At 72.9% G+C, this 15196-nt stretch carries 13 protein-coding genes; 3 read left to right on the top strand and 10 right to left on the bottom strand.

Going from position 1 to position 15196, the window contains the following annotated elements; all coding sequences use genetic code 11:
* Window positions 1–19: 19 nt before the first annotated feature.
* The 3 genes from AC1VWI_RS16600 to AC1VWI_RS16590 form a co-directional block, all read right to left on the bottom strand.
* Window positions 20–604 (bottom strand): TetR/AcrR family transcriptional regulator, encoded by a 585-nt coding sequence (locus tag AC1VWI_RS16600; protein ID WP_499511793.1) that lies wholly within the window; start codon window positions 602–604, stop codon window positions 20–22.
* A gap of 34 nt (window positions 605–638) precedes the next feature.
* The gene (locus AC1VWI_RS16595) at window positions 639–1649 is read right to left on the bottom strand and encodes an aldo/keto reductase (RefSeq protein ID WP_499511792.1); all 1011 of its coding nucleotides are present in this window, start codon (window positions 1647–1649) and stop codon (window positions 639–641) included.
* Window positions 1650–1788: 139 nt separating this feature from the next.
* Window positions 1789–3141, bottom strand: a complete 1353-nt coding sequence (locus tag AC1VWI_RS16590) for an MFS transporter (RefSeq protein WP_499516827.1) — start codon at window positions 3139–3141, stop codon at window positions 1789–1791.
* Window positions 3142–3422: 281 nt separating this feature from the next.
* Between AC1VWI_RS16590 and AC1VWI_RS16585 the strand changes: the two genes are divergently transcribed.
* Window positions 3423–4289: a helix-turn-helix transcriptional regulator gene (locus AC1VWI_RS16585; protein ID WP_499511791.1), complete on the top strand. Its 867-nt coding sequence runs from the start codon at window positions 3423–3425 to the stop codon at window positions 4287–4289.
* Here AC1VWI_RS16585 and ybiA read toward each other — a convergent pair.
* The 3 genes from ybiA to AC1VWI_RS16570 are packed head-to-tail and all read right to left on the bottom strand — an operon-like array spanning window position 4270 to window position 6739.
* The gene (ybiA, locus tag AC1VWI_RS16580) at window positions 4270–4857 is read right to left on the bottom strand and encodes a riboflavin biosynthesis intermediates N-glycosidase (RefSeq protein ID WP_499511790.1); all 588 of its coding nucleotides are present in this window, start codon (window positions 4855–4857) and stop codon (window positions 4270–4272) included. The genes AC1VWI_RS16585 and ybiA overlap by 20 nt on opposite strands.
* Before the next feature lie 50 nt (window positions 4858–4907).
* Complete coding sequence (locus tag AC1VWI_RS16575) at window positions 4908–5330, bottom strand: MarR family winged helix-turn-helix transcriptional regulator (RefSeq protein ID WP_499511789.1); 423 nt, start codon at window positions 5328–5330, stop codon at window positions 4908–4910.
* The gene (locus tag AC1VWI_RS16570; protein WP_499511788.1) at window positions 5327–6739 is read right to left on the bottom strand and encodes an MFS transporter; all 1413 of its coding nucleotides are present in this window, start codon (window positions 6737–6739) and stop codon (window positions 5327–5329) included. Before AC1VWI_RS16570 ends, AC1VWI_RS16575 begins: the two co-directional genes overlap by 4 nt.
* A 108-nt stretch (window positions 6740–6847) precedes the next feature.
* Here AC1VWI_RS16570 and dusB point away from each other — a divergent pair, with 108 nt between their 5' ends.
* Window positions 6848–7996 carry a tRNA dihydrouridine synthase DusB gene (dusB, locus tag AC1VWI_RS16565; protein ID WP_499511787.1) on the top strand — a complete coding sequence of 383 codons (1149 nt, stop codon included), beginning with the start codon at window positions 6848–6850 and terminating at the stop codon, window positions 7994–7996.
* Between the two features lie 349 nt (window positions 7997–8345).
* Window positions 8346–11111: a pyruvate, phosphate dikinase gene (gene ppdK / locus AC1VWI_RS16560; protein ID WP_499511786.1), complete on the top strand. Its 2766-nt coding sequence runs from the start codon at window positions 8346–8348 to the stop codon at window positions 11109–11111.
* Between the two features lie 83 nt (window positions 11112–11194).
* On the opposite strand, the gene AC1VWI_RS16555 is transcribed toward ppdK, so the two are convergent.
* From AC1VWI_RS16555 to AC1VWI_RS16540, 4 genes are all read right to left on the bottom strand, one after another.
* Window positions 11195–12352: an alkaline phosphatase PhoX gene (locus tag AC1VWI_RS16555; RefSeq protein WP_499511785.1), complete on the bottom strand. Its 1158-nt coding sequence runs from the start codon at window positions 12350–12352 to the stop codon at window positions 11195–11197.
* Between the two features lie 167 nt (window positions 12353–12519).
* On the bottom strand, window positions 12520–13446 hold the full coding sequence (locus AC1VWI_RS16550; RefSeq protein ID WP_499511784.1) for an oxidoreductase: 927 nt from the start codon (window positions 13444–13446) through the stop codon (window positions 12520–12522).
* Window positions 13447–13506: 60 nt separating this feature from the next.
* Window positions 13507–13713: an antitoxin gene (locus tag AC1VWI_RS16545; RefSeq protein ID WP_499511783.1), complete on the bottom strand. Its 207-nt coding sequence runs from the start codon at window positions 13711–13713 to the stop codon at window positions 13507–13509.
* An 818-nt stretch (window positions 13714–14531) separates the two neighbouring features.
* Window positions 14532–15179, bottom strand: a complete 648-nt coding sequence (locus tag AC1VWI_RS16540; RefSeq protein ID WP_499511782.1) for a PhzF family phenazine biosynthesis protein — start codon at window positions 15177–15179, stop codon at window positions 14532–14534.
* Between the last annotated feature and the right edge of the window lie 17 nt (window positions 15180–15196).

The following is a 15196-nucleotide window of genomic DNA, read 5'->3' as shown; positions in this document are numbered from 1 at the left end:
CGTCCGCGCGGCGGGGCGCTCAGGCCTCCAGGCCGCGCAGGATCAGGTCGTTGACCGCGGAGAACGCGGCGTCGATGCCCGGGGCGAACCACTCGGCGGCGTACGCCGGGTCGTGGAAGCGGACGGTGGCGTCCCACACCGCCTGCGCGGCGGCGTCGGGGTCACCGGCGGCGAACTCGCCGGCGGTCACACCGTCCCGGACGATCCGCGCGAGGAGCCCGACCATGACGGCGACGTGCTGGGCGACCACCGAGCTGTGCTCGACGGTGAGCGCCATGTACGTGGCGAACAGCTCGGGATCGCCGCCCGCCTTGCGCCGTTTGGCCGCGAACAGCGCCTCCAGCCAGGCGCGCAGCCGCTGCGGCCCAGGGCGGCCGTCGTCCTGCGCTATCGCCGTCAGCTCCGCGTGCGCCTGGTCCAGCCACCGCTGGGTGACCGCCTCCCGCAGCGCGGCCTTGGTGCGGAAGTGCCGGTAGACGCTGCCGTGGCTGACCCCGAGGGCCCGCGCCACGTCGACCACGGTCGCCTTGGCCGGGCCGTAACGGCGCAGCACCTCCTCCGTGGTCTCCAGGATGCGTTCGGCGGTCAGCGTCTCGGGTGGCATGGTCGTCATTCTCCCAGGGCCGGGCGGGTGCCGGTCAGTGCCGCTGCTCACTGTCCAGGTGTGCCATCTGGGACTCCGGGTAGCGCTCGCCCGCGGCCGCGTCGGCCGGGACCGCGGTCTCGATCGCCGCCAGGTCGGCCGCGTCGAGGGTCACGTCCAGCGCGCCCAGGGCCTCGGCCAGCCGCTCGCGGGTGCGGGCGCCGACCAGCGGGACGATGTCCTCGCCGCGGGCCAGCACCCAGGCGATGGCGGTCTGGGCGACGGTGACGCCCTTCTGCTCCGCGATCTTGCGCAGCGCCTCCACCAGCCCGAGGTTGTGCTCCAGGTTCTCGCCCCGGAAGCGGGGGCTCATCGCGCGGAAGTCGTTGCCGGCCAGCTGCCGGTCACGGGTGAAGTGGCCGCTGATCAGACCGCGGGACAGCACGCCGTACGCCGTGACGCCGATGCCCAGCTCGCGGGCGGTGGGCAGGATCTCGTCCTCGATGCCGCGGGAGATCAGCGAGTACTCGATCTGCAGGTCACTGATCGGGGCCACGGCCGCGGCCCGGCGCAGGGTGGCGGCGCCGACCTCGGACAGGCCGATGTGGCGCACGTAACCGGCCTGGACGAGCTCCGCGATGGCGCCGACGGTCTCCTCGATCGGGACGGCGGGGTCGACCCGGGCGATGCGGTAGACGTCGATGTGGTCGGTGCCCAGGCGCTGCAGCGAGTACGAGGCGAAGTTCCTGACGGCCTGGGGGCGGCCGTCGTAGCCCAGCCACGTGCCGTCGGGGCCGCGCAGGGCGCCGAACTTGACGCTGATCAGCGCCTTCTCGCGGTCGGCAGGGGAGGCCGCGCGCAGGGCCTCGCCGATGAGCATCTCGTTGTGGCCCATGCCGTAGAAGTCGCCGGTGTCGATCAGCGTGACGCCCGCGTCGAGGGCGGCGTGGATCGTGGCGATCGACTCGCCGCGGTCGGCGTCGCCGTACAGGGCGGACATGCCCATGGCGCCGAGGCCGAGCGCGGAGACGGAGGGGCCGGTGGAACCGAGGGTGCGGTTCTGCAAGGGGACTCCTTGGTCGGGATGAGGAGGTCGTGCGGGGATGCTGACAACAGTGACACATGCACTGACAGATTTCAATATCTGTCAGTGCATGGCTGTCATGCGGTCTCCTCGGTACGGGCCGGTCCGGCCCCGCGGCCCCTCAGGCCACCTGGCGCGGCAGCCGCAGGCTGGCGAGCGCCGTCACGACCACTGCGGCGAGCTGCACGACCAGCACCGTGACCAGTGCCTCCCGCGTCCCGTGCGAGGGGACCAGGGCGAGGAAGAGCGTGCCGAGGGTGGCCACGCCCAGGGCCAGCGCCGACTGCTGGGTGGTGACCATGACCCCGCTGCCCACGCCGGCCCGCTCGGCCGGTACGTCCGCGAGCACCAGCCGGAACAGCACCGGCAGTTGCAACCCCTGGCCGAGGCCGGCGATCGCCACACCCGGCAGCAGGGCCCACGCCGTCATCCCGGGTTCCCAGCTGCGGGCCACGGTCAGCGCCAGCACCGCGACGCCGACGCCCTGCAGCACGCCTCCCGCGGTGACCACGCGCCCGCCGTACCGGCCCACCAGGCGTGGCCCGGCCAGCGAGGCCAGGAAGAACGCCACGGCCATCGGCACGAGCGTGGTGCCCGCCTCCACCGGTCCGTACCGCAGGCCCTGCTGCAGGGCGACCGCGATCACGAACATGAAGCCGCCGAAGCCGATGGAGAACGGCACCAGCAGCGGCAGCGCCCGGCGCATCCCGGTGAGCGCGAACAGGCTCGGCGGCACGAGCGGGATCCGCCCGGCCCGGTCGGCCCGCCGCTCGACCAGGAAGAACGCCAGGGCCGCGAACGGGAAGACGGCCAGCGACACCCACGTCCACGCCGGCCAGCCGGCCGCCCGGCCCTCGGTCAGCGGCACCAGCAGGGTCACCAGCGACACCGCCAGCAGCAGGGTGCCCGGCCGGTCGACCGGCGCGGGGCGGTCGGAACGGGTCTCCGGCACCGAGCGCACCGCGAGCAGCAGCCCGGCCGCCGCGACCGGCACGTTGACCAGGAAGACCGCGCGCCAGCCGGTGCCCGCGATGTCCGCGGCGACCAGGACGCCGCCGAGGATCTGGCCCGCGACCATGGACAGGCCCGCGGTCGCGCCGTACAGGCTCAGCGCCTTGGCCCTGCGGTGGCCGGTGGTCGCGGAGTGGATGGTGGCCAGCACCTGGGGCAGCATCAGCGCGGCCGCCGCGCCCTGCGCGACGCGGGCGCCCACCAGCACCCAGGCGTCGGGCGCCAGGCCGCAGGCGAGCGAGGTCAGGCCGAAGGCCGCCATGCCGGCGAGGAAGAGCCGGCGGCGGCCGAAGGAGTCGCCGAGCCGGCCGCCGAGCACCAGCAGCACGGCGTACGCCACGCCGTAGCCGGCCACGACCAGCTCCAGCACGGCGGCCCCCGCGTCGAGGTCGGTCTCGATGGCGGGCAGGGCGACGTTGACGATGAAGAAGTCGATGAGCGGCAGTGCCGCGCCCAGCAGCACGGTGAACAGGCCCAGCGGGCCGAGCGCCGGCGCGGTGGGGCCGGGCGGTGCCTCGGCGGCCGGTGGCGTGGTTCTCGCGGCCGGTGCCGGGTCGCCGGTGCCGACCCGGATGACGCGGGGTCGCACCTGGGCGCGGGAACGGAGGTCGGCGGAGACGGGGGCTTCGATGTGATCGGTCACGTATGCCACGATGACCTTGTTCCCAGGGGGGTACCAGAGAGCGTTTATCCAGGTATCGCGACCACCTGGCAATGGTTTGGGACGTCAGGCACCCTGGAGGTATGACGTCTCCCAGCGCCGCCGCGCGGAGCGAGCTCGCTTCCTTCCTCCGCAGCCGCCGTGAACGGATCTCCCCCGAGCAGGTCGGACTCCCGCCCGGCCGCCGCCGCCGCACCCCCGGGCTGCGGCGCGAGGAGGTGGCGCAGCTCGCCGCGGTAGGGGTGACCTGGTACACCTGGCTCGAGCAGGCCCGGGAGATCCAGATCTCCGCGCAGGTGGCCGACTCCATCGCCCGGGCCCTGATGCTGGACCCGAACGAGCGCACCCACCTCTTCCTGCTCGCCGGGGTGCCGGACCCCAACCCGCGCGCCCAGTGCCCGGGGATGTCGGACCAGATCCGGGAGATGCTGGCGAAGCTGGAGCCGCTGCCGGCCGCGGTCCTCAACAGCCGTACCGACGTCATCGCCCACAACCGCACCTACGCGCGGCTGGTCGACGACCTCGACCGGCTCCCCTTCGAGGACCGCAACATCATGTGGCTGGTCTTCACCGACCCCGCCTGGCGCGAGGGCCTGCCGGACTGGCACGAGACCAGCCGGCAACTGGTCGCCAAGTACCGTGCGGCGATGGCCGAGCATCTCGCGGAGCCCGCGTGGAAGTCCCTGGTCAAGCGGCTGGAGCAGGCCTCCCCGGAGTTCTGCGAGCTGTGGGAGCGGCATGAGGTGCAGGAACCGGAGAACCGCACCAAGCGCTTCCTCAACCCCCGGGTCGGCCTGCTGACCTTCCACTTCACGCACCTGTGGCTCGGTCCCAGCCAGGGCCCCCGGCTGGTCACCTACTCCCCGGCGGACGCCGCCACCCGCGAACGGCTGGACCGGCTGTACGAGATCGCCGGTTCCGCGCCCAGCGCTATGCCGATGCCGGTGTGAGCAGCCGCTGCCGCGCCTCCATCAGGGCGAAGCCCAGCAGGTTCAGGCCACGCCACCGCACGGGATGGGCGGCGTGCTCGTCGTCGGCGGCCAGGCCGATGCCCCATATCCGGTCCACGGGGCTGGCCTCCACCAGCACGCGCGAGCCGGTGCCCAGCAGGTAGTCCCGCAGGGCCGGGTCCTGGCCGAACTTGGCGACGTTGCCCGCCACGACCAGTTCCTCGCGGTGCCGCTCCCAGGTCGCGTTGTCGAAGCCGCGCACCTGCCGTCCCAGCTTCTTCGCGGCGTGCGGGTGCGGGGCGGCGAGGATCCCGGCGAGGGTCCGGTCGTCGTCGAAGAGCCGGGCCTTGCCGGCCATCATCCAGTGCTCCGCCGTGGCGTAGCCGATGCCGTCGACGGTGAACTCCGAGGGCCACCACTGGCTCAGGCAGCCCGCGCCCACGCTGCCGTCGCGCTGCGGCTGATGGCCCCAGAAGAACAGGTACTTCGGCCGGACGCCACGCGCGGTCAGTGCCGTCAGCGCAGCCCGGGAACGGGCGTCGCGGGGCTCGGTGATCTGCGTCGTCATGTCACCGACCGTAGCGCCGGGCACCGACAACGGCCCCCGGTTTTCCCGGCTCACCCCGGGGCCGACCCCAGCAGCTTGGTCACCACCCGGTCCAGCGCCGCGAGCTCCTCCGCGTCCAGCTCCACCAGGCCCGGTGGGGGAGTGCCCAGGATGCGGTCGGCCTCCTGCGCCGCCGCGGCGCCGTCGGGTGTGAGGCTCAGGAGCTTGCGGCGCCGGTCCCGCGGGTGCGGTGTGCGTTCCACCAGCCCGCGCCGGACGAGGTCGTCGACGACCAGGGTGACGTACGGGCGGTCCGTCATGAGGTCGGCGGCGAGGTCGCCCGGCGTCACGGGGGCCGCCGCGATCCGGCGCAGCGCCTTGACGCGGAAGAAGCTCATGCCGAGGGCGTCTGCGACCTCGCGGCGCCGTTCGTTGCGTTCGAGGACGAGCGTGCGCAGGTCGCGCCACACCCGGGTGGCCGTGGCCTCGTTCACCGGGCGCCCACCGGCTCGCGGGCGGCGTCCTTGCCGAGCCGCTTCGCGGCGCGTTCCGCGGTGCCCGCCGCCCAGTGGCCCGAGGTCAGCCAGCCCAGCGCCAGGATCGCCACACCGCAGCCCGTGATGATCCACCACGCCGTGAGGTCGAGCCCGGCGGCGAGCGCGGCGCCGATGACGGCCACGCCCAGGGACTGCCCGACCTGCCGGCTGGTGGAGGCCACCGCCGCGGCGACCCCGGCCTGGGTCCGCGGCATGCCGGAGACGGCGGTGTTGGTGATCGGGGCGTTGACGAAGCCGAAGCCGATGCCGAACAGGACGTACGCGGTGAACAGCTTCGCGTCCGAGGCGGTCGCGTCCAGCGCGGCGAACATCACGCCGCTCGCCGTGGTGGCCAGGCCCGCCAGCAGCAGCGGCAACCGTGGGCCGCGGCTGCCGACCATGCGCCCGGACAGCGGGGCGCAGACCAGGGCCATGGCCGCCATCGGCAGCAGGTGCAGACCGGCGTCCAGGGCGGACATGCCGCGCTGGTCCTGCAGGTACAGGGTGTTGAGGAAGAGGAAGCCGGCGAGGGCCGCGAAGGCGCTCACCGCTATCACCGTCGCCCCGCTGAAGGGCGCGCTGCGGAAGAAGCGCGGATCGATCAGCGGTTCCGTGCGCCGCCGTTCGTAGGGGACCAGGGCCACCGCGGAGCACAGGGCGAGCACGAGGCAGCCGACGATGACCGGGGAGCCCCAGCCCGCCGCGGGCGCCTCGATGATGGCGTACGTCAGCGAGCCGAGCAGCGCGATGACCATCAGCTGTCCGACCGGGTCGATCCGGCGTGGCCGGGGGGCACGGGACTCGGGCACGTACAGCGCGGTGAGCACCAGGGCGAGCAGGCCGATGGGCAGGTTGATCCAGAACACCGAGCGCCAGCCGACCGACTCCACCAGCGCGCCGCCGATGATCGGCCCGGCGGCCATGCTGATGCCGACGACACCGCCCCACGCCCCGATCGCCCGCGCGCGCTCGCGCGGATCGGTGAAGACGTTGGTGATGATCGACATCGCGACGGGGTTGAGCATCGAGCCGCCGACCGCCTGCAGCATGCGGAAGACCACCAGCCACTCCAGGCTGGGGGCGATGCTGCACAGCCCGGAGGCCACGGTGAAGATCACCAGGCCGACGCGGAAGATCCGGCGGCGGCCGATCCGGTCGGCGGTCGAGCCGGAGAGCATGAGCAGCGAGGCCAGCACGAGCGTGTAGGCGTCGATGGTCCACTGCAGTCCGGAGATGGAGGTGTGCAGGTCCCGGCGCATGGCGGGCAGCGCGACGTTGAGGATGGTGTTGTCGAGGCTGACGATCAGCAGGCTCATGCAGCAGACGGCCAGCACCAGCAGACGTCTGCGCCGGCTCAGCTCGGGCATCGGCCGTTCCCGTCTCCGTGGTCGGTGCTATCGGTGGATTGATTGTACCTGTGTAACCATTTCACGCTACACCCAGTCCCTCCCGGGTGATACGGGAGAATGGTCCGCATGACTGCTGACGCCACCGCTCCCGCACTCCGCATCGGCCCGCACACCGTGTGGCCCCCGGTGGTGCTGGCACCGATGGCCGGGATCACCAACGCGCCGTTCCGCACGCTGTGCCGCGAGTTCTCCGGCGGCAAGGGGCTCTTCGTCTCGGAGATGATCACCACCCGGGCCCTGGTCGAGCGCAACGACAAGACCATGCAGCTGATCCACTTCGACGGCACCGAGAAGCCGCGTTCGATCCAGCTGTACGGGGTGGACCCGGTCACCGTCGGCAAGGCGGTCCGGATGATCGTCGACGAGGACCTCGCCGACCACATCGACCTGAACTTCGGCTGCCCGGTCCCCAAGGTGACCCGCAAGGGCGGCGGCTCGGCCCTGCCCTACAAGCGCAACCTGCTCCGCTCGATCCTGCGCGAGGCGGTCGGCAACGCGGGCGACCTGCCGGTCACCATCAAGATGCGCAAGGGCATCGACGACGACCACACCACCTACCTGGACGCCGGCCGGATCGCCGTAGAGGAGGGTGTCACCGCCGTCGCGCTGCACGGCAGGACCGCCGCCCAGCACTACGGCGGCACGGCCGACTGGGAGGCGATCGCCCGCCTCAAGGAGCACGTCCCGGAGATCCCGGTGCTGGGCAACGGCGACATCTGGAGCGCCGCGGACGCGGTCCGGATGATGAGGGAGACCGGTTGCGACGGTGTCGTCGTCGGCCGCGGCTGCCTCGGCCGCCCGTGGCTCTTCGGCGACCTCGTGGCCGCCTTCGAGGGCGGCGGCGCCCCCGCCGCCCCGACGCTGCGCGAGGTCGCCGGCGTCATGCGGCGGCACGCCGGGCTGCTGGGGGAGTGGCTGGGCGACGAGGAGCGCGGCGTCATCGACTTCCGCAAGCACGTCGCCTGGTACACCAAGGGCTTCTCGGTCGGCTCGGAGATGCGCCGCAAGCTCGCGATGGCCTCCTCCCTCGCCGAGCTCGACGCCCACCTCGCCGACCTCGACCTGGACCAGGAATGGCCGGATGGCGCCGAGGGGCCGCGCGGCCGGACGGCCGGGAGCAAGCGCGTGGTGCTCCCGGACGGCTGGCTGGAGGACCCGTACGACTGCTCGGTGGTCGTCGGCGCCGACGCCGAGCTGGACACTTCGGGCGGCTGAGGACGTTTCGGCGGTCCGCGGGGACGTCCGGACTGTAAGACGAACCGCGGCCAGGGCGAGTGATTCTCGCCACGCCTGATAGGGGCGTCGCTCAAATGAGCAGCCCGAGTGTCACCACACCTCTCCAATGAGTGGCACTGAGTGTCATCGTTGTCGTGGCCACATGGTCAAGTCATCCCTCACGTGGAGTGACCGGCTCCGACCGTGGCGATCACGTGGCGAGAGCATGTGTTCGACGGTTGAACGCATCGCCCGTTCACCCGGAGGGACGCCATGACTTTCGATCTCTCGGCGGATGGGTGGTTACGACCGTGTGACCTGGTGATTGACGTACTGCAGCGCCTTCGAGATGGGTACGCTCCCCGCCGTCAGGGCATCCCGGCCGCGAGGAGCGAGTCCCGTGTCGGAAGAACAAGTAATCCAGAAGTTCGTCTACGACTTCACTGAGGGCAACAAGGACCTCAAGGACCTGCTCGGCGGCAAGGGCGCGAACCTCGCCGAGATGACCAACCTCGGCCTGCCCGTCCCTCCGGGCTTCACGATCACCACCGAGGCGTGCAAGGTCTACCTGGAGTCGGGCGCCGCACCCGCGGCGCTGCGCGACGAGGTGAGTGCGCACCTCGAGGCGCTCGAGCAGAAGATGGGCAAGAAGCTCGGTCAGGCGGACGACCCGTTGCTCGTCTCCGTCCGCTCGGGGGCGAAGTTCAGCATGCCGGGCATGATGGACACGGTCCTCAACATCGGCCTGTCCGACGCCTCGGTCGCGGGCCTGGCCGCGCAGGCCGGCAACGAGCGCTTCGCGTGGGACTCCTACCGGCGCCTCATCCAGATGTTCGGCAAGACCGTGCTGGGTGTCGACGGCGAACTCTTCGAGGACGCGCTGGAGGACGCCAAGCGGGCCAAGGGCACCCACGACGACCTTGACCTGGACGCGGCCGACCTGCAGGGCCTGGTCGAGCAGTTCAAGGCCGTCGTGGCCAAGGAGACCGGGCGGGACTTCCCCCAGGAGCCGCGCGAGCAGATGGACCTGGCCGTCCGCGCCGTCTTCGACTCGTGGAACGGCGAGCGCGCCAAGCTCTACCGCCGCCAGGAGCGCATCCCCGGCGACCTCGGCACGGCCGTCAACGTCTGCTCCATGGTCTTCGGCAACCTCGGCTCCGACTCCGGCACCGGCGTCGCCTTCACCCGCGACCCGGCCACCGGCCACCAGGGCGTGTACGGCGACTACCTGAGCAACGCGCAGGGCGAGGATGTCGTGGCGGGCATCCGCAACACCGTGCCGCTCGCCGAGCTGGAGCAGCTGGACAAGACCTCCTACGACCAGCTGATGCAGATCATGGAGACCCTCGAGACGCACTACAAGGACCTGTGCGACATCGAGTTCACCATCGAGCGCGGCAAGCTGTGGATGCTGCAGACCCGCGTCGGCAAGCGCACCGCCGCCGCCGCCTTCCGCATCGCCACCCAGCTGGTCGACCAGGGCCTGATCGACGAGGCCGAGGCGCTGCAGCGGGTCAACGGCGCGCAACTGGCGCAGCTGATGTTCCCCCGCTTCGACGAGAAGGCGAAGGCCGAGCGGATCGGCTGGGGCATCGCCGCCTCCCCGGGCGCGGCCGTCGGCAAGGCCGTCTTCGACTCGTACACCGCCGTGAAGTGGTCGCGCTCCGGCGAGAAGGTCATCCTCATCCGCCGCGAGACCAACCCCGACGACCTCAACGGCATGATCGCGGCCGAGGGCATCCTCACCTCGCGCGGCGGCAAGACCTCGCACGCGGCCGTCGTCGCCCGCGGCATGGGCAAGACCTGCGTCTGCGGCGCCGAGGAGCTCGAGGTCGACACCAAACGGCGCCGGATGACCGCGCCCGGCGGGATCGTCGTCGAGGAGGGCGACGTCCTGTCCATCGACGGCTCCTCCGGCAAGGTCTACCTCGGCAAGGTGCCGGTCGTGCCGTCCCCGGTCGTGGAGTACTTCGAGGGCCGCATGCACGCCGGCGCCGACGACGCCGACGAGCTGGTGCGGGCCGTGCACCGGATCATGGCGTACGCGGACCGGGTCCGCCGGCTGCGGGTGCGCGCCAACGCCGACAACGCCGAGGACGCCTCCCGCGCCCGCCGCTTCGGCGCCCAGGGCATCGGCCTGTGCCGCACCGAGCACATGTTCCTCGGCGAGCGCCGCGAGATGGTGGAGCGGCTGATCCTCGCCGACACCGACTCCGAACGCGACAAGGCGCTCTCCGCGCTGCTGCCGCTGCAGCGGTCCGACTTCATCGAGCTCTTCGAGGCGATGGACGGGCTGCCGGTGACCGTGCGCCTGCTGGACCCGCCGCTGCACGAGTTCCTGCCCGACATCACCGAACTGTCGGTGCGGGTCGCGCTCGCCGAGTCCCGCAAGGACGCCAACGAGAACGACCTGCGCCTGCTGCAGGCCGTCCACAAGCTCCACGAGCAGAACCCGATGCTCGGCCTGCGCGGTGTCCGCCTCGGCCTGGTCATCCCCGGTCTGTTCGCGATGCAGGTACGGGCGATCGCCGAGGCCGCCGCGGAGCGCAGGAACGCCAAGGGCGACCCGCGGGCCGAGATCATGATCCCGCTGGTGGGCACCGTCCAGGAGCTGGAGATCGTCCGCGAGGAGGCCGAGGGCGTCATCGCCGAGGTCGAGGCCGCCACGGGCACCGAGCTCAGCCTCACCCTGGGCACGATGATCGAGCTGCCCCGCGCCGCCCTGACGGCCGGTCAGATCGCGGAGGCCGCCGAGTTCTTCTCCTTCGGCACGAACGACCTGACCCAGACGGTCTGGGGCTTCAGCCGCGACGACGTCGAGGCGAGCTTCTTCACCGCCTACCTGGAGAAGGGCATCTTCGGCGTCTCCCCGTTCGAGACCATCGACAAGGAGGGCGTCGGCGCCCTCGTCCGCTCCGCCGCCGAGGCCGGCCGCGCCACCCGGCCCGACCTCAAGCTCGGCGTGTGCGGCGAGCACGGCGGCGACCCCGAGTCCGTCCACTTCTTCCACGAGGTGGGCCTGGACTACGTCTCCTGCTCCCCGTTCCGCATCCCCGTCGCCCGCCTGGAGGCGGGCCGCGCGGCGGCGCAGAGCAAGGGCAGCGACTGCCGGTAGCCCGGCCCGGAAGACCATCTCCCACCCTCACCGGGGGCGGCACCTTTGTGCGAAGGTGCCGCCCCCGCTTCCGTTCCGCCCGGCTACGAACGGAACGGGCCGCGCACCTCGTAGGTGATGCCGCCCGACGAACTGCCGCTCGTGCCGCGCTGCGAGGAGAAGTACAGCCGGGTGCCGTCGGGGGAGAAGGCGGGACCGGTGATCTCGGAGGCGGACTGGCCGCTGACCCGCAGGAACGGCGAGACGACGTCGTCCGGGGTGATCAGGCAGATCTCCATGGTGCCGCCGTCCTCGGCGACGTAGAGGTCACCCGAGGAACTGCCGGTGACGTTGTCCACGCCCGTCAGCGGGGCGCTGCCGGAGACGAGGGAGTCGTCGTACGCCAGCGCGTAGGTGCCGGCGGCCAGGTCGAGCCGCCAGACGCGGTTGTCGCCCTTGGTGGTGAACCAGACGGTGTCGTCGGCGTAGTGGCAGCCCTCGCCGCCGTTGAACCTCTTCGCGCCGGACACCTGGCTGCGGGTGGCGGTCGGGGAGCCATCGGGGTCGGGCACGTCCGCCCAGGTGAAGGAGCCCGCGGCGGCGGTGCCGGCGACCAGCACCTGCAGGGCCCCGGCCGACAGGTCGCCCCAGGTGGCCGGGACGAACCGGTAGAAGCAGCCGTTGGTCTCGTCCTCGGTCAGGTAGACCACCTTGCGCACGGGGTCGGCGGCGGCCGCCTCGTGCTTGAACCTGCCCATGGCGGCGCGGCGGACGGCCGCCTCCACGCCCCGGGGGTCGGTCTCGTACACGTGGCCGAGGCTGACCTCCTCGCAGGACAGCCAGCTGTTCCAGGGCGTCCTGCCGCCCGCGCAGTTCTGCCGGGTGCCGGAGAGGATGCGGTAGGCGCCCGTGACGCTGCCCGAGGCGTCGAACCGCACCGCGCTCGCACCACCGTTCGGGTCGATCTCCGAGTTGGAGACGTAGATCCAGCCGCTGCCGTCGGCGAAGCACGCGCCGCCGTCGGGCGCGCTGTGCCAGGTGTACGACGTGCCCGCGACCTTCTGGCCGGAGCGGGCGACGACACGGCTGGTGAAACCGCCGGGCAGGGCGATGCCGTTGGCGTCGGGCGCCTGCAGCGCGCCGTAGGGGCCGGTACCGGGCTGGGCGGGTGCGGCGTGGACCGCCCCGCGCATGAGGGTGCTGCCGAAGGCGGCCGCCGAGCTGCCGACCACCGCTCCGCGCAGGAAGGTTCGACGTTCCACGATCACTCCAGGGACGACGGGGTGGCCCGCCCGGACCCATCGCCGCGGGCGGGTCGCGCACCGGAAGGCTAGGGTGCGCCCCTCGACGTCTTCGCCAACACAGCGTGAACCCCCTGCCACGGTCTGCCGGATTCACCGTCATGGCAGAGGGCGCGGAACGCGGCGGCTCACCCCGCCGCGGGCAGCTCGTAGCGGACGCCCGTCAGTTGTTCGGAGGCCGCCCACAGCAGCTCGCCCGCCCGGTCGTCGCGGGTCCACGGGGCACGCCAGGAGGGGGCCGGGGAGCCGCGCCAGCCCTGGAAGCGAGGGCCGGTGAAGGAGTCGGGGAGCACGCCGGGGGCCGTGGCGGCGTACAGCAGCGGGAGCGCGCCGGCGTCCGCGGACTGGGCGATCACCCGGTTGCCGAGGTTCACCACGCGTTCGACGGTCCGGCGGTTCTCCATGCGTGCGGCGCGGGTCTGCAAACCGGTGCTCGCGTAGCCGGGGTGCGCCGCCGCGACGACGGTGCCGGCGCCCGCGGCCGCCAGCCGCCGGGACAGCTCGTGGACGAAGAGCAGGTTGGCGCTCTTGGAACGGGCGTAGGCGACCCAACGGCGGTAGCGCCGCTCGCTGTTGAGGTCACCGGGGTCGATGGTGGCGACCGCGTGCATGCTGCTGGAGACGGAGACGACCCGCGCTCCGGGGGTGGCCAGCAGGCGCGGCAGCAGCAGCCCGGTGAGGGCGAAGTGGCCGAGGTGGTTCACGCCCATCTGGGTCTCGAAGCCGTCGGCGGTGGTGCCGTGCGGCAAGGCCATCACACCGGCGTTGTTGACCAGCAGGTCCAGCCCGGTGCCGTCGTACCCGGCGGCGAAGGCGCGCACCGAGGACAGGTCGCCCAGGTCGAGGTGGCGGTATCCGGCGCGGGCGTCGGGCACCTCGGCCTTCAGGCGGTCGACGGCTTCCTTGCCGCGCGTCTCGCTGCGGCAGGCGAGCAGCACCCTGGCGCCCCTGCGGGCGAGCTCGCGGGCGGTGCAGTAGCCGATGCCGCTGTTCGCACCGGTGACGACGGCCGTGCGGCCGCTCTGGTCGGGGATGTCGTGCGCGCTCCAAGCCATGCGGGCCAGCGTAGGGCCGCCGCGCCGCCCTCCACACGGGTGCGCGACGGCCCGTCGGCGTCAGGAGTGCGGGGGACGGTCCTCGCCGGTGCCGCCGGTGCCGCCGGTGCCGAACTCGTCGCCCAGCTTGTCCTGAGCGGTGTCGACCTGGCGCTGGTACTTCCCGCCGGTCTTCTCGTCCAGCATGTCGCCGCCCTTGTCGATGCCCTTCTGGGACTGGCTCTCGTGGCCCTTCAGCTTGGCCTTGATCTTGTCGAACATGGACATCGCTGTCCTCCTCGCCGTGAGTGGCACTTCTCTCAGCATCACCGCCCCGCCGAAGATCCGCATCCGGAACCCGTGAGTGGTCGAAGCCGCAGGTCAGGGCGGTGAAGCGAGGTGCGGCGCGCGGCGTGACCGGGGCCTGGCGCCGTGCCCGGACCCTGGGGGCCCCGGCCACGGGGACCACCGGCCGGCGCGTCCCGTGGCGGCGGCGCACCGGCGGCTCAGGCGCCGTCCTGCGTACGGTCGTTGCCGCCGCGTCCGTCTGGAGCCGCGGGGCTGCGGGCCCCGGGCGGCCGACGCGAGGTGCGGCGGTGCCCGGACCCCGGGGTGCCGACCACGGGGACCACCGGCCTGGGGCCTCCCGTGCGGCGGCGCACCGGCGGCGCGGCCCGCCGTCCGAAGCCCCCGGGCGGGGGTGGCGGGGTGGTGGCACACGCGCCGTCCAGCGCACGGTGGTTGCCGCCGGGGCCACGGGCCGCGGGCGGCCGACGCGAGGTGCGGCCGCGGTGGGAGCTCGTGCGGTTGCGCATGCCTGCGGGCTGGGCCGCGGTGCGAGAGGCGGATTGCGGGCGCTCGCGTGGTGGTCTCTGCCGGGGTGCGGGTCGGCAGCGATCCGGGGTGACCCGCATGCCGGTGCGGCCGCCTGCCCCGACGGGGGGCCTCGCGGGTCCGCCGTTTCGCTCCGGGAGGGGGGACGCGGCAGTGGCGACGGAGGGCGACCGGAATCCGGGTCTGGGTGCGGGGCGTCGCGCAAGGCGGGGCGACCGGCGGGTTCGCCGTCGCGCCGGACCCATCGGGACGCGTGCCGGATGGGTGGCCGGTCAGGGGGCGAGGGACACCCGGCCGCCGATGTCGACGGTGCCGTCGGGGTGGACCCGGGTCAGGATCTGCGAGCCCACGCCCTGGCGGACGTCCAGCGGGCGTCCCAGCTCGCGGGTGAGCACGAGCGCCGCGGCGCCCGTCGCCTCGTCCTCCACGATCCCGTCGCCGCGTCGCGGGAAGGCCCGTGCGCGGACGCGTCCGGCCGCCTCGTCCGCCCAGGCCCAGGCGTAGAGCCAGCCCTCCCCGGGCGGTGGCGCGGGCAGCGCGTCCACCTCCTCGGGTGAGCCGAACCGCTGGGTGCGACGCCCCGACGCCCACTCCGCTCGCCCGCGCACCCAGGTGAAGGCGCCCTCCGTCCAGGCCTTCACCTCGCCGGCCGGCGGCCGCAGCACCTCGGCCCCGAGCAGCCACGCCGTCCCCACCGTCGGATGGCCCGCGAAGGGCAGCCGCACGCTCGGCGTCCAGATGTCGACGACGCCGCGCGCGGTGTCGTCGACGAACACGGTCTCGCTGTAGCCGAGCCCCGCGGCGAACCGCTGCCGCGCCTGCGTCCCGGGCACGGACGCGCCGTCGCGTACCACCCCGAGCAGGTTCCCGCCCCGCCCCTCGGGACCGATGAACACGCGCAGCACCTCGACCTCGGCCATGGACCGATTCAAGCAGG

Source organism: Streptomyces sp. TOM-9 (assembly GCF_056858595.1).
The sequence above is the reverse complement of the archived record's forward strand: the minus strand, read 5'-3'. Positions and strand labels throughout refer to the sequence as shown.

Excerpts from the sequence above, each read along its gene's own strand:
- AC1VWI_RS16585 (WP_499511791.1), top strand. The coding sequence starts at position 3,423 with ATGACGTCTCCCAGCGCCGCCGCGCGGAGCGAGCTCGCTTCCTTCCTC.
- ybiA (WP_499511790.1), bottom strand. The coding sequence starts at position 4,857 with ATGACGACGCAGATCACCGAGCCCCGCGACGCCCGTTCCCGGGCTGCG.
- AC1VWI_RS16550 (WP_499511784.1), bottom strand. The coding sequence starts at position 13,446 with ATGGCTTGGAGCGCGCACGACATCCCCGACCAGAGCGGCCGCACGGCC.
- dusB (WP_499511787.1), top strand. The coding sequence starts at position 6,848 with ATGACTGCTGACGCCACCGCTCCCGCACTCCGCATCGGCCCGCACACC.
- AC1VWI_RS16540 (WP_499511782.1), bottom strand. The coding sequence starts at position 15,179 with ATGGCCGAGGTCGAGGTGCTGCGCGTGTTCATCGGTCCCGAGGGGCGG.
- AC1VWI_RS16545 (WP_499511783.1), bottom strand. The coding sequence starts at position 13,713 with ATGTCCATGTTCGACAAGATCAAGGCCAAGCTGAAGGGCCACGAGAGC.
- AC1VWI_RS16600 (WP_499511793.1), bottom strand. The coding sequence starts at position 604 with ATGCCACCCGAGACGCTGACCGCCGAACGCATCCTGGAGACCACGGAG.
- AC1VWI_RS16570 (WP_499511788.1), bottom strand. The coding sequence starts at position 6,739 with ATGCCCGAGCTGAGCCGGCGCAGACGTCTGCTGGTGCTGGCCGTCTGC.
- ppdK (WP_499511786.1), top strand. The coding sequence starts at position 8,346 with ATGGGTACGCTCCCCGCCGTCAGGGCATCCCGGCCGCGAGGAGCGAGT.